This window comes from Flavobacterium sp. LC2016-01 (assembly GCF_009711135.1).
Taxonomy (GTDB): Bacteria; Bacteroidota; Bacteroidia; order Flavobacteriales; family Flavobacteriaceae; genus Flavobacterium.
On sequence record NZ_WMIC01000007.1, the window covers coordinates 246,706 to 261,093 of the forward strand.

Genomic DNA, 14,388 nt, shown 5'->3' on the forward strand with positions numbered 1-14,388 from the left:
TTAAAGAGCCTTTCTATACGATAGAATAGTATTTTACGTCATAAACAGAGCAAACTTTTAATTATCTTTGCGCCTTTATACTCAATTATATGATACAATCTATGACAGGGTTTGGCAAAGCTTCTTTGCAATTGCCTACAAAAAAAATTACCGTTGAAGTAAAATCTTTAAACAGCAAAGGTTTAGATTTAAACGTAAGAATGCCGTCGCTTTACCGCGAAATGGAATTAGGTTTACGAACTTTAATCTCGACAAAACTCGAAAGAGGAAAGATTGATTTCGGGATTTATATCGAAAGCACTGCTGAACAAACTTCGACTAAAGTAAATGTTCCTGTTGTAAAAAACTACATTGAACAACTAAAACAAGTATATCCAGACGCTGATGTGACTGAATTAATGAAAATGGCCGTTCGTATGCCAGACACATTAAAAACAGAACGTGAGGAAATCGATGAAAACGACTGGGATCAGATTAAAGTTATAATTGACGAAGCGCTGCAAAACATCTTAAGTTTCAGAAAAGACGAAGGCGAATCGCTTGAAAAAGAATTCAACCTTAGAATTGGAAATATCCGTCAATATATGGACGACGCTTTGGCTCTTGATCCAGAACGCGTTCAGGCTATCAAAGACCGTTTACAAACTGCTATTTCTGAATTGCAGGTTAATGTCGATGAAAATCGTTTCGAACAGGAATTGATTTATTATTTGGAGAAACTTGATATTACGGAAGAAAAAGTACGTTTAACGAACCATTTAGACTATTTCCTGGAAACTATTAAAGGAACGGAAGCTAATGGCCGTAAACTAGGTTTTATCACGCAGGAAATGGGTCGTGAAATCAATACAATGGGTTCAAAATCGAATCACGCTCAAATGCAGAAATTGGTGGTGATGATGAAAGATGAATTAGAGAAGATTAAGGAGCAGGTTTTGAATGTTTTGTAAACGCTGTACGCTTTAAGCAAAAAATACCGCACAAATATTAAAGCTTTAAGCATATTGCTTAAAGCCTAAAGCATAGAATAATGAATAAAGGAAAATTAATTGTTTTTTCGGCACCTTCAGGATCAGGAAAAACAACTATAGTAAAACATTTACTTGGGAAAGAAGATTTAAACTTAGAATTTTCGATCTCAGCAGCATGTCGCGAGCCACGCGGAGAAGAAGAACACGGAAAGGATTATTATTTTATTTCGTTGGAACAATTCAAAAAACACATCAAAGCCGAAGATTTCCTGGAATGGGAAGAAGTTTATAGAGACAACTTTTACGGCACTTTAAAAGCCGAAATTGAAAGAATCTGGGCTTTAGGAAAAAATGTGATTTTTGATATTGATGTTGCCGGAGGACTGCGTATTAAACATAAATTTCCGGAGCAGACTTTAGCTGTTTTCGTAAAACCGCCAAGCGTTGACGAATTAAAACGCCGCTTAAAACAACGTTCTACTGAAAGTGACGACAAAATCAACATGAGAATTGCAAAAGCTTCGGTAGAATTAGCTACTGCACCTCAATTTGATACTATTATCAAAAATTACGATTTAGATACTGCAAAGGAAGAAGCTTATCAATTGGTTAAAGAGTTTGTTAATAAGTAATTAGTGAAGTGTAATTAGTAAAGAGCATAAAATGAGTGAAATAAAATCTTATAAAGATTTATTAATTTGGCAGAAAGGAATTAAAATTGTCTCTCTCACTTATCAATTAGTAAAATCATTTCCCAAAGAAGAATTATTTGCTTTAACTAGTCAATTAAAAAGAGCTTCAATATCGATTCCATCTAATATAGCAGAAGGTTACGGCAGAAATACGGGTAAATCTTTTAGTCATTTTTTAAATATTTCTCGAGGCTCATTATTCGAAATTGAAACTCAATTACTTATTGCAAATGATCTCGGTTTTATAACTAGTCAAACTCTTTACAAAGAAATTTTAAATCAAATTGAAGAAGAATCAAAAATGATTAATGCTTTTTCTAAGACATTAAAAGACTAATCACTTTTTACTAATTACTAGTTACTTCAACTATGAAAATAGGCCTTTATTTCGGAACATATAATCCTATTCACGTTGGACATTTGATCATTGCCAATCACATGGCTGAGTTTGCCGATTTAGATCAGGTTTGGATGGTCGTTACACCTCACAATCCGTTAAAAAAGAAGGCTACTCTGCTCGATGATCATCAAAGGCTGCAGATGGTTTTTCTGGCCACAGAAGATTATCCGAAAATTAAACCTTCAGATATTGAATTCAAGCTACCACAACCCAATTATACGGTAAATACTTTAGTTCATTTACAGGAGAAATATCCCAATCATGATTTCTCTTTGATTATGGGGGAAGACAATCTGAAAACGCTTCATAAATGGAAAAACTACGAAGTAATTCTAGACCATTACGATATCTATGTTTATCCGCGCATTTCTGAAGAAGAAGAAAATACCGAATTAAAATCGCATCCAAAAGTTCATGTTATCGATGCTCCAATTGTTGAGATTTCATCGACTTTTATAAGAAACAGCATTAAAGAAGGTAAAAATATTCAGCCTTTATTGCCTCCAAAAGTTTGGAATTACATTGATCACAATAATTTTTATAAGAAATAAAAAAAGCCTGAATTTAAAATTCAGGCTTTTTGTTTTATGCTTCAACGTTTATCTCACTTTTCACTCTTGTTCTAATTTCACTTAGCGATTGATCTACTAAAAGTTTTCCATCTCTGAAAACTTCTTTCAATTCACCTTGTTTTTCTTCTTCCCAAGAAACATTATCTGTCAAATGATACTTCCCATCGATTAAATCAATTTTCATCAATCCTTTAGCCGATTTTTTAGTTCCGTCATCTGTAATTGGATCTTTGAAGATTGCTCTTCCTTCTCCGTTTACTTCACCGTAAGTTGCCTTCATCGCAAATCCAAAAGTATCTCTGGTATTATATTGATACGTAAAAGAACCAATTCCAAGAACTATATTAGTAGACGCAAATCCTTTTTCTTTTAATCTTTCGCAAATTAGAGTGGCTCTAGCTACGGTAATACTGTCTCCGTAAATAGCACCGATCTGCGGCACTAATTCTTTGAAACCTTTAGCATTTGTTGTACCGCCAAAAACATCCCAAAGCAATTCAATAACTCCTTTTCTTTCCTGTTCTGTTTTTCCGTTTGGGTTTCCACAAATAATATCAACCGGATTACCGCTGTCAGGACGAATTACAACTTTACCTTCTCTTGAAACGATATCTTCTCTCAATCGCGGTAAATAATCCGTTAAAACTTTCCATAAATCCCAAGTATCCGAAACAATAGAAACAATTCCTTTTGGATATACCTCTGTAATTAATCTTTTGAACGTTTCATATTCACCTTCTGTAGTTCCCATACACATAACAGAATGTTCTGTTGCTGCTACTGAACCTGCTACAAGTTCCTCGTCCGAATTGGTGTTATAATATTCTTCTAAGAAATCAATCGCCGGAATCGTATCAGAACCTGTGAAACTTAATAAATGACCTGATGCAGAAGTCAGCGCCGCTTCGATTCCGCCCATTCCTCGCATAGAGAAATCGTGTGCCTGCCAATCTACAAATTCTGGGACAGAAGAAGTTTGATCTGCATATTTATCTAATACTTTTCTATATTCTCTTGCGATTGTTGCTGAATTACAAGGAAGCCAGATTACAGCCGAAAGTAAAGTTTCAAAATAATTTGTCAGCCAGAAAAACTCCGGAATTGTATTATACATCGTAAACATTGGCACTCGCAATAGAACGCTTGCTCCTTCTGGCAAAGCTTTAAAAACCATCGGAATATATCCTAAATCGTGTAAATCTTCGATATGTTTTGTCCCGACTTGATTTTCGCCTAAATAATTATTAATTCTTCGAGCGTATTTTTTAACGACTTCTTCTTTTGGCTGTTTGAAGAAATATTGTTCAAAATCGTGGATAATATATTTTTTGATAAAATACTGCAATCCAAAAAAGACAACCTCATCAAGGCCTTCAATTCTTGATTTACGAGGAGTCCAATTAGAATAAACTAATGTGGTTCCGTCTGGATATTGCCTTCTGTGGTCAACTTTGTAGCCGTCAGTTAATAATAGTGGGTTCATATATTTTTAAATTTATATTTTTGTGATAATCGTTCTGTTAAATCTTTTATATCATTGGATCTTACTAATTGTTCAATCCATTTTTGCGGGATATTATCTATTCCATAATAAATTCCTGCCAATCCACCTGCAATGGCGCCCGTAGTATCAGTATCTTCACCTAAATTAACTGCTTTTAAAACAGTACCTTCATAGCTATTCAAATTTAAAAAACACCATAAACTGGCTTCTAAACTATGAAGCACATATCCTGATGAATAAATATTTTCTTCAAGATATTCTGAAATATCATTCTTTAAAATCCTATCAAATAACTGAATTTCGACAGGGTTAAATTTCTTGTCCTTTAAAAATTCAGATACAACATCTTGCATTCTCGTGTAAGCTTCTATTTTATCATTCCCTTTTAAAATTTCCAAACAATACACAACATAGATAAAACATGAAAATACAGAACGAAAATGAGCATGAGTTATAGATGAAACTGCTTTTACTTTTTTATAAATAACTTCTATATCATTTTCATTTCTAAGATAAAAGACCAAAGGTAAAATACGCATTAAAGACCCATTTCCATTATCGCCTTCAGAAAAACCACCACATAAATCAGGCTGATGTCCTTTTGCAATATTTTGAATTGCATGTCTTGTGGCTATCCCAATATCAAAAACTTTTCCATGTGGTGTCCATAATTCTTCACTATACCATCTGACAAAGTTTTTAGCAATATCGCTTAAATCAAAACCTTTGCATAAACTTTCCGCTAAGCAAAAAGAAAGGGAACTGTCATCACTCCAAGTCCCTAGCGGCTGATGATGTGTACCAAACCCAAACATATCAGAAACAGGATTTTCTTTTAGATATTTTCTTGATTGAAATTCAACTGGAACTCCTAAAGCATCGCCAATCGCTAAACCAAATAAACCTGATTCTATATTATACTCAAAATCGCTTTCTATTATATCCTTATAAATTTTGAAATTCTCATCATCAAAACAGACAAAAATGATTTTTTCGAATTGATTTTTCTGTTCAAAATTATGGATAATCTTAAGAGCAATTTCTGCTGCCAAATCTTTTGGAAACTTATATATACCAGTACTTATATTAGGAAAAGCAATTGTTTTTATATTGTTTTCGACTGCCAATTCTAAAACACTCAAATAACAGTTTTCCAACAATTCTGTTTCAAGACTTTTCCCTCCATTCCAAAACGGACCAACAGTATGAATTACATATTTTGAAGGTAAATTACCAGCGGTTGTAATTACGGCATCTCCAACTTTGCATCCGCCTTGCTTATTGCGAATCTGGATACATTCCTCTAAAATTGCTTTTCCTCCTTTTCTGTGAATTGCTCCGTCAACTCCGCCTCCACCCAACAAAGAAGTATTGGCTGCATTTACAATGGCATCAACGGAAATCTCTGTTATATCTGCTTTTAGAAGCTCTATTTTCATAATCTTCAATTATCTCAATTCATCCCTAACTTCCACCAAAGCAAAACCTAAAAGATTCAAACCTTTCCATTTTTCAGGATTTAAAACATCTTTATGATCACTTGCCATTCCAATTCCCCAAATAGGATCGACCGGACTTGCTTCAACTAAAATTCTCTCTTTTGTATTTAATAAAAACGTTTTTAAATCAGGATTTTGGCTGAACTTATGATAATTTCCTTGCTTTACGATTTCGTATCTATTTTCTAGCCAAAGTTTATCATCATAGTTTTTAACTTCTCGACCTAGCTTTTTGGCTTCAGCAGGAGAATCTGCTAAAAGGATTTTTTCTAAGATTTCTTTATCCTGAAACAATGCTGCTTTCTTTGCCATCATCCAATGTTCAGTAGTTTTATAGGTCCCATTTTCAACCTCAAAAGAACTTAGCCACCATTGACTAAAACAAGTTTTGGTAATTATTCCGTCTTTACTTGGCTGATGTCCCCAGAAAAATAAAAATTTACTTTCTGGCGCTATATTATCTATACTGTATTTCATATCAATTCGTTTAAGTTTATTTGAACTACTTGTTTGTCTTCAAAATCTTTAAAAGAATTCGTAGTAAATATTTTGTCAAAACAATCTAAAACTTCAAAACCTTTATTAAAAATTCCGTGACTTACGGCTAAGTATAATTTCCCAGCATTTTTCTTTTTCAATTCTTCGGCTAAACCAACAAAAGTGCCGCCTCCGTCACAAATATCATCTACAATCAAACAATCAATGCCTTGTAAATCATCTTCATAAACTTTAAAACCAGATAATTTTCCGGTTTTCACATCTCGGCTTTTACTACATTCTACAACATCAATTCCGCCTAAAAATTCAGAAACTTTGTAGATTTTTTTTAAAGCGCCACCATCTGGAGAAATTAATTTTACATTTTCACCAATGGCTTTTAAAATTTTCTCAATAAAAGTATGATTCGGAATTACTGTACAGTTATTTACTAAAGCCGGAGTAACTTCAGAATGTGCATCAAAAACAAAAACTTTATTGAACTGCATTGCATTGACAATATCAGCATACACTTTTACAGATAATGGTTCACCAGGAATCATAACACGATCTTGTCTTGCAGCAGGAAAATATGGAATAAAAAGATCTATAATTTTAACGTCCATCCTGCGCAAAGCATCAACTGTTATGCACAACAAACCTAAATCGTTAAAAGAGTTTAATCTATGTGTGATTGTTACTTTTTGATTATGATCAAAAGCGGGATTGATTTTGATGTGCGGTTCTCCTCCAGAAAATGTAAAATTCTGAAATTTGATTTCTTCCTCATTATGAAAAGGAGTAAATTTTGGGTCAAGATTAAGTATCATAGTTTTTTAGTTTGCGTTAATTATACGCAAATGTATAATTTAATTTTTAACAAACAATTTATTTTGTGTAAAAATTACGCAAACTTTATTTCGAAATGAAAACCTTTTTGAATTAATTCATTGTATTTCAATTTATTAAACCTAAAAAGTTTTGCAGGACGACCCGTTTTAACTGGTGAAAAATTATCAGTTTGTTCTAAAATATCAAAGCTGAGAATTTTTTTTCTAAAATTTCGTCTGTCAATTTCTTTTTCTAAAATAGTACAGTAAAGGTTTTCAAGATCAGAAAATAAAAATTCCTCCGGAAGTAAATCGAAGCCAATTGGTTCATAAATAAGTTTAGATTTTAAACGCATTATTGCTTTTTCAAGTATTAAATTATGATCAAATGCCAAAGAAGGTATTTCATCAATTTTCACCCATTGTACTTTTTCTGCATCTGTACTTGCTTTAATATCTAAATTTGAAGCATCTACTAAAGCATAATAAGCAACCGAAATAACGCGATTTCTCGAATCTCTAAAAATATCGTCTCCAAAAGTGTAAAGCTGTTCCATAAAATTCAATTGAACATTTGTTTCTTCGTGCAACTCTCGAATAACTGCATCACTTAAAGATTCGGAATCCTTTACCAAACCACCTGGCAAAGCCCAATATTTTTCACTCGTTCCAAACTGCTGTTCAATCAGCAAAACATACAAATTGTTGTTTTTATATCCAAAAACAATCGCATCAACCGCAATTCTAATATTTTGCAATTTTTCCATAATCAAAAATCATATCGAACAAATATAACGAATGAGAGTCAATTTTATAATTTAAAACAAAAGCTTAAATCATAAAATTGACTCTCAAAATCTACCAATCTTTATTTCTTAATTCACCGTAACACTTTTCTTTGGGCTAACGGCACAGCTTCCTCCACTTTTTGAAATTGCCACATCAGCTTTAACTTCAAAAGTTCCGGCAGCTGTATAAGTATGCGATACAGCTCCATTTGCACTCGTTATGGTTTGAACTGGAGTTCCATCTCCAAAATTCCATTTTACGTTGCTTACAGAATTGCTTCCGCTATATTGTATAGAATAATTAATAATTTTTGAGTTGCCAGCATCTGCTGAATGTTTTAGTTCTGTTAGAATTGACTCTCCAAAACAATCTACAATTGCTTCATCATCATGTTTACTGCAAGAATTATTTGCAAAAAATACCAAAGCCAACATTAAAATTGATAGTATCTTTTTCATAGTAAATGGTTTTAGGAATATTAATCTTTCAAATATAAATCTTTTCCAGTAAAAATAAAACCTAAACAACTGTATTTCAATAATAAAACTACATTCTATTCCCGAAAAACATTTTCAATTCTTTCTCAATAATATCAAAAAACGATTTTAAATTGTTGTTTTTTGGAGCCAGTAAATACACAAATTCTTCTGGAACATGAAAACTGTTCCAAACCAATTGCAATTTATTTTCCTTAATATAATTTCTCGCATTGCAATTCCATGTTGCGGCTATTCCTTCATTTTTAGCTAATAGCCTAAGCATTTCAGATTCTGAAGGAATAATATAATTAGGAATCATCGATGGCCTTTTTTTATTAAAAGCGTGAAGCCAAAATAGTTTTATATGCGGAATACGGGCATCGTGACTGTACCATTTCTGGGCGTTTAACCATTGTTCAATTTCGGTAAAATTGTCTGTTTTTAATCTTTGTCGAAATTCTGTTATATCTAAACTTGTTGGAGCAACCAATATGAGTTTTATTTTCCCGATAATTTCGTAAATGGTATCAAACGTATCAAATCTTTTTGTTGTAATTGCAAAATCAAGCTTTTTAGAATTTACTAAATCAAAAAGCTCGTCATTTTCTGCAAAAGTAAAATCGATCAAATCAAATTTTGCAATTAAAAGTGCTCCAACACAGTCAAAAAGATGTTTTGAAATTCCGATCGAAATCAATCGATTTGCATCATCTGCCTTTGCCCTGAAACCGGTCTCGACACTTTCGAGCCTATCCAGTGCATCTATAATCAAATTATTCAGTAACTTAGCGTATTCAGTTGGTTCTACGCCTTTTGATTTTCGATTAAATAATTTATTGCCAACATGAGCCTCTAACATTGAAATTTGCTGACTAACGGCAGGCTGACTCATAAACAACTCTTTTGCGGCAACTGAAAAATTACCGTTTTTATAAACCGCTTTAAATGTTCTGTACCACTCCAGATTTACCATGATATAAATTTATTTATAACAAACATAGTTTATTTTATTTTTACTAATATCACTTTAGATGTAAATTTGTTAAAAATTTTATATTATGAAGAAAATAGCATTGTTTACAATAGTCGCATTTACAGCTATCAGTACATCTGGTTTCGCTCAAAAATCAAATAAAAAAAGTATGAAAAAAGTATTATTTGTTGTTACCAGCAATGATAAACTGGGCAATACAGGAGAAAAAACAGGATTTTGGTCAGAAGAACTTGCTGCGCCATATTATGAATTATTAGATCAGGGAGTCGAAATCACAATTGCATCACCGCTTGGGGGTCAGCCGCCAATTGACCCAAAAAGTGCTGATCCATCATCGGCTACGGAAGACACAAAACGTTTTGATGCTGATAAAGTTTTGCAGGAAAAATTAAAACACACTTTAAAGCTTTCGACAGTAAATCAAAAAGATTATGATGCCGTTTTTTATCCAGGAGGTCACGGTCCGCTTTGGGATTTAGTACAAGACAATAACTCAATTGCTTTGATTGAATCTTTTTACACGCACAATAAACCTGTTGCTTTTGTTTGTCATGCACCTGCTGTATTAAAAAATGTAAAAGTTAACGGCGCTTATTTAGTAAAAGGCAAAAAAGTAACCGGTTTTACTAATGAAGAGGAAGAAGCAGTTGGTTTAACTAAAGTTGTTCCATTTTTATTAGAAGATGCTTTGTCTTCAAATGGAGGGATTTTTTCAAAAGGACCAAATTGGCAGCCTTACGCAGTTGAAGACGGACTTTTAATCACAGGACAAAATCCAGCATCATCTAAACTAGTAGCTGGCAAATTGTTACAGAAATTAAACTAAGGTGCTAAGGCTCTAAGTTACTAAGGTTCTAAGATTTTAAAAATTAGCGCTTTTGCCTTAATAAATAAATTAAAAGAATTAAATAATAACCGATGTTGAGATTCTAAGATTAAGTTTAAAAAAGCTTAGCAACTTAGTATCTCAGCATCTTAGAAACTCTAAAAAAATGCTAAACTTTGAATTATACAATCCGACAAATTTGATTTTCGGAAAAGGACAAATTGAAAAACTTTCGACGTTAGTTCCAAAAGATGCTAAAATTTTATTGGCTTACGGCGGTGGAAGTATTTTTAAAAACGGTGTTTACGATCAAGTAATCGCGAACTTAAAAGGTTTTGAAATTGTTGAATTTAGCGGAATTGAGCCAAATCCGAGATTCGAAACTTTAATGAAAGCAGTTGAAGTCATCAAAGCAGAAAAAATTGATTTTATTCTAGCTGTTGGCGGAGGATCTGTAATTGACGGTGTGAAATTCATTTCGGCTGCAGTAAATTTTGCAGGAAACCCGATTGATATTCTTCAAAAAAGAATTTTGATTAAGGAAAATACAATTCCGTTTGGAACTGTTTTAACGTTGCCGGCAACAGGAAGCGAAATGAATTCAGGATCTGTTGTTACGATTGATGCAACTCAGGAGAAACTGGCTTTTGGCGGCAGTGCATTATTTCCTAAATTTTCAATTTGTGACCCAACTGTAATTGCGTCTTTGCCTAAAAGACAAATTCAAAACGGTGTTGTAGATGCTTATACACACGTAATGGAGCAATATTTAACATATCCGCATGAAGGATTTCTTCAAGACAGAATTGCCGAAGGAATTTTGCAGACCTTAATTCAAGTTGGTCCAGGAGTTGTTGAAAATCCTACAGATTATACTTTGGCTTCGAATTTTATGTGGAGCTGTACAATGGCGTTAAACGGATTAATTCAAAAAGGAGTTCCACAGGACTGGGCAACACATATGATTGGACACGAATTGACCGCGCTTTACGGAATTGACCATGCTAGAACTTTGGCGATTATTGGCCCAAGCTTGTACAAAGTAATGTTTGAAACCAAAAAAGGCAAATTGGCGCAATACGGAAGACGTATTTTCAATCTTTCAGGTTCTGATGATGAAGTAGCAAAAGAAGCAATTAATAAAACAGTTGAATTTTTCCATACAATGGGAATGGACACAAAACTTTCGCAATACACTGATAACTACTCGAAAACAGCCGATTTTATTGTAAATCGTTTTGACGAAAGAGGCTGGAAAGGTTTAGGCGAAAATCAATTAGTAACTTTAGATAAAGTAAAATCTATCGTTGAACTTAGTTATTAAGACTAAATTCCAAAATTTAAAAAATCCCAAATTCCAATTTTATACTTATTGGAATTTGGGATTTTTCAAAATTTGAATTTTATAAAAAAAGGCGTTCTTAACTAGTTTAAGAGCGCCTTTTCACAATACTAAAACAAAACTAACTAACTCAATTTTTATTAAATTCATTAAAATTCTAATTTATAATCACTTACAACGTAAGGCTTATTATTTTATTGTATAAGAGGTAAAATATTTTTTTATTTTTCTTTTAACCATTTGAAAAACCGCGGTTTTTAAAGGCTTTTCACAAATTTCTTAAATGAGTTTTTGTATTATTACTACATTATTAAGTACTTTTGTTTTAAATTATTAAAATAATGAGCGAAAATTTAAAGTTTGCAGTCATTGGAGGAGGAAGCTGGGCTACGGCAATTGCAAAAATGTTATGCGTTAATCAATCCGAGATTGCATGGTACATGCGCAATGACGCTGCAATCGAGCACATTCAAAAATACAAACACAATCCAAATTATTTGAGTTCGGTAGAATTTGATACCAAAAAACTTAAATTAACTAACAATATCAACGAAGCAATTGAATACGCAGATTATTTAATTTTCGCTATTCCATCTGCTTTTTTAGATGCCGAATTGAAAAACATGACCGTTTCTTTATCGGACAAAATTATTTTCTCGGCAATTAAAGGTATTGTTCCAGAAACAAGTTTAATTGTTGGAGAACATTTTCACATTCAATATGATATTCCATATTATAATATTGGCGTAATAACAGGTCCTTGCCACGCAGAAGAAGTTGCATTAGAACGTCTTTCGTACTTGACAATTGCCTGCGGTGATCCAGAAAAAGCCTGCAATGTTGCCAAATCACTTTCAGGCAATTACATCAAAGCCAAAATTTCAGACGACATTATTGGTACTGAATATGCCGCAATGCTAAAAAACATTTACGCAATTGCTGCCGGAATCGCGCATGGTTTAGGTTATGGCGACAACTTCCAGTCGGTTATGATGAGTAACGGAATTCGTGAGATGAAAAAATTCATCCGAAAAGTCCATAAAATGAAACGTAACATTAATGATTCGGCTTATTTGGGCGATTTATTAGTTACAGGATATTCGGTTTTCTCTAGAAACAGAATGTTTGGAAACATGATTGGAAAAGGATATACAGTAAAAAGCGCCATGATGGAAATGAGCATGGTTGCCGAAGGATATTACGCAACAAAAAGTGCTTATAAACTAAATCAAGGTTACGGAGCAAAAACACCAATTATAGACGCTGTTTATGCTGTTTTATACGAAGGAAAAGATGCGAAGTCTGTTTTTAAGAAATTAACGGAGTCTTTGGATTAGTTTTTTAGTTGAAAGAAACAAGAAGCAAGAGACAAGATTTTTGAGAATAGAATAAAATAAAAAAGAGTCAAGACTGGACAATCAGTTTGACTCTTTTTTTATTTCAGCGCAAGTCTATTCTCTTGCTTCTTGTTTCTTTCCTCTTTATTTAACCATAATCCCTTCAACAAACAAAATCGGCACTTCTTCCGTATTGTTTTCGTTGATTAGATTCGATTTGAAGATAAATTTCTTGTCGTATAAAGTATTTCCAATAAAGAAAGTTACCATAAATTCGTTATTCATAACCAAAAGGCTTTTTTCTATCATTTCGATTTTTACTACCGAAACAGCAGGAACTTCAACAAAAGCATGACGCAAAACAGATGTTTTTTTCATCTCACCGTCAATTGTTCCAAATGCTTTTGAAACCACCATTACGCTGTCTAAATTAAAATCACTGTCGTTAACTAAGTAAGCGTACCATACTTTTTCCATAAAATCGTCGCTCCATTCCTGCACTGCTGCAAGAAAAACGTTTTCAACTTCTGGAATTATTATATCTTTTTTCATTTTAAAAAGTCATAAAGTCAAAAGTCATAAAGTCGAAAGTTATAAAGTTCCAATTTGAGACTTTTGACTTCCGACTTTATGACTTTTGACTTAAAATTAAATATTTGCTTTGAATTGCTCTAAGAAACGAACATCGTTTTCATAAAACATACGGATATCGCCAATTTGGTATAAAAGCATCGCAATACGCTCCACTCCCATCCCGAAAGCAAAACCGTTGTATTCATCTGGATTAATATCGCAGTTTTTAAGAACATTTGGATCTACCATTCCGCATCCTCCAATTTCTAGCCAGCCAGTTCCTTTTGTAATTCTGTAATCAGTTTCTGTTTTTAAACCCCAGTAAATATCAATTTCGGCACTTGGTTCTGTAAACGGAAAATAAGACGGACGAAGACGGATTTTAGATTTCCCGAACATCTCTTTTGTGAAATAAAGCAATGTCTGCTTCAAATCGGCAAAAGAAACATCTTTGTCAATATACAATCCTTCCACTTGATGGAAAATACAGTGCGAACGAGATGAAATAGCTTCATTACGAAAAACGCGTCCCGGTGAAATGGTACGAATTGGCGGTTTATGATTTTCCATATAACGCACCTGAACCGATGATGTATGCGTACGCAAAAGCACGTCTGGATTTGTCTGAATGAAAAACGTATCCTGCATATCACGCGCCGGATGATATTCTGGCAAGTTCAACGCAGTAAAGTTATGCCAATCATCTTCAATTTCCGGACCTTCAGAAACATTGAATCCAATGTTGGCAAAAATATCTATAATTTGATTTTTAACAATCGAAATTGGATGACGAGAACCAACAATTACTGGTTCTGCAGCTCGCGTTAAATCACCAAAAATACCTTTTGTCTCTTCTTTGCTTTCTAAAGTCTCAACAATAGTTTTAACTTTTTCTTCAGCCGCATTTTTTAATGCATTTATAACTTGACCAAATTCTTTTTTCTGATCATTTGGCACGTTTTTAAACTCTGCGAAAAAATCGTTTAAAACTCCCTTTTTTCCTAAGAATTTTATACGGAATGCTTCTAGCTCTTCTTTGTTTTCAGTTGAAAAAGATTGGGCTTCCCCAATATAATCTTTAATCTTATCTATCATTTTCATTC

16 protein-coding genes are annotated in these 14,388 nt (G+C 33.2%); 7 read left to right on the plus strand and 9 right to left on the minus strand.

The window, feature by feature from the left end:
* Positions 1-89: 89 nt before the first annotated feature.
* The 4 genes from GKZ88_RS16010 (at position 90) to nadD (ending at position 2,614) form a co-directional block, all read left to right on the plus strand.
* Positions 90-950 carry a YicC/YloC family endoribonuclease gene (locus GKZ88_RS16010; RefSeq protein ID WP_155103360.1) on the plus strand — a complete coding sequence of 287 codons (861 nt, stop codon included), beginning with the start codon at positions 90-92 and terminating at the stop codon, positions 948-950.
* Positions 951-1,030: 80 nt separating this feature from the next.
* Positions 1,031-1,603 (plus strand): guanylate kinase, encoded by a 573-nt coding sequence (gene gmk, locus GKZ88_RS16015; protein WP_155103361.1) that lies wholly within the window; start codon positions 1,031-1,033, stop codon positions 1,601-1,603.
* 31 nt (positions 1,604-1,634) lie between these two features.
* Positions 1,635-2,000, plus strand: coding sequence for a four helix bundle protein (locus tag GKZ88_RS16020; protein WP_155103362.1), 366 nt, complete (start codon positions 1,635-1,637; stop codon positions 1,998-2,000).
* Between the two features lie 32 nt (positions 2,001-2,032).
* Entirely contained in the window at positions 2,033-2,614 is a 582-nt protein-coding gene (gene nadD / locus GKZ88_RS16025) for a nicotinate (nicotinamide) nucleotide adenylyltransferase (protein ID WP_155103363.1), read from the plus strand.
* A 34-nt stretch (positions 2,615-2,648) separates the two neighbouring features.
* Here the strand turns inward: nadD and GKZ88_RS16030 are convergent, their stop codons facing one another.
* From GKZ88_RS16030 to GKZ88_RS16060, 7 genes are all read right to left on the minus strand, one after another.
* A complete protein-coding gene (locus tag GKZ88_RS16030; RefSeq protein ID WP_155103364.1) occupies positions 2,649-4,118 on the minus strand; it encodes a nicotinate phosphoribosyltransferase in 1,470 nt (489 codons plus the stop codon).
* Positions 4,115-5,578 (minus strand): O-acetyl-ADP-ribose deacetylase, encoded by a 1,464-nt coding sequence (locus tag GKZ88_RS22660; RefSeq protein WP_347343889.1) that lies wholly within the window; start codon positions 5,576-5,578, stop codon positions 4,115-4,117. Before GKZ88_RS22660 ends, GKZ88_RS16030 begins: the two co-directional genes overlap by 4 nt.
* Positions 5,579-5,587: 9 nt before the next feature.
* A complete protein-coding gene (locus GKZ88_RS16040; RefSeq protein WP_155103366.1) occupies positions 5,588-6,115 on the minus strand; it encodes an NADAR family protein in 528 nt (175 codons plus the stop codon).
* Positions 6,112-6,945: a ribose-phosphate diphosphokinase gene (gene prs, locus GKZ88_RS16045; protein ID WP_155103367.1), complete on the minus strand. Its 834-nt coding sequence runs from the start codon at positions 6,943-6,945 to the stop codon at positions 6,112-6,114. Before prs ends, GKZ88_RS16040 begins: the two co-directional genes overlap by 4 nt.
* A gap of 74 nt (positions 6,946-7,019) precedes the next feature.
* A complete protein-coding gene (locus GKZ88_RS16050) occupies positions 7,020-7,712 on the minus strand; it encodes an NUDIX domain-containing protein (protein ID WP_155103368.1) in 693 nt (230 codons plus the stop codon).
* A 108-nt stretch (positions 7,713-7,820) separates the two neighbouring features.
* Positions 7,821-8,192, minus strand: coding sequence for a PKD domain-containing protein (locus GKZ88_RS16055; RefSeq protein WP_155103369.1), 372 nt, complete (start codon positions 8,190-8,192; stop codon positions 7,821-7,823).
* An 88-nt stretch (positions 8,193-8,280) separates the two neighbouring features.
* Positions 8,281-9,186 (minus strand): LysR family transcriptional regulator, encoded by a 906-nt coding sequence (locus GKZ88_RS16060; protein WP_155103370.1) that lies wholly within the window; start codon positions 9,184-9,186, stop codon positions 8,281-8,283.
* An 85-nt stretch (positions 9,187-9,271) separates the two neighbouring features.
* Between GKZ88_RS16060 and GKZ88_RS16065 the strand changes: the two genes are divergently transcribed.
* The 3 genes from GKZ88_RS16065 to GKZ88_RS16075 all read left to right on the plus strand — a co-directional run bounded on the left by GKZ88_RS16065 (position 9,272) and on the right by GKZ88_RS16075 (position 12,712).
* Positions 9,272-10,033, plus strand: coding sequence for a type 1 glutamine amidotransferase domain-containing protein (locus GKZ88_RS16065; RefSeq protein WP_196216486.1), 762 nt, complete (start codon positions 9,272-9,274; stop codon positions 10,031-10,033).
* A 166-nt stretch (positions 10,034-10,199) separates the two neighbouring features.
* On the plus strand, positions 10,200-11,357 hold the full coding sequence (locus GKZ88_RS16070; protein WP_155103371.1) for an iron-containing alcohol dehydrogenase: 1,158 nt from the start codon (positions 10,200-10,202) through the stop codon (positions 11,355-11,357).
* Between the two features lie 359 nt (positions 11,358-11,716).
* Positions 11,717-12,712, plus strand: coding sequence for an NAD(P)H-dependent glycerol-3-phosphate dehydrogenase (locus tag GKZ88_RS16075; protein ID WP_155103372.1), 996 nt, complete (start codon positions 11,717-11,719; stop codon positions 12,710-12,712).
* A 144-nt stretch (positions 12,713-12,856) separates the two neighbouring features.
* Here GKZ88_RS16075 and GKZ88_RS16080 read toward each other — a convergent pair whose 3' ends face one another.
* Together GKZ88_RS16080 and pheS are read right to left on the minus strand one after the other, a co-directional pair.
* Positions 12,857-13,264, minus strand: coding sequence for a hypothetical protein (locus GKZ88_RS16080; RefSeq protein WP_155103373.1), 408 nt, complete (start codon positions 13,262-13,264; stop codon positions 12,857-12,859).
* A 96-nt stretch (positions 13,265-13,360) separates the two neighbouring features.
* A complete protein-coding gene (pheS, locus tag GKZ88_RS16085; RefSeq protein WP_133526106.1) occupies positions 13,361-14,380 on the minus strand; it encodes a phenylalanine--tRNA ligase subunit alpha in 1,020 nt (339 codons plus the stop codon).
* Positions 14,381-14,388 lie beyond the last annotated feature (8 nt).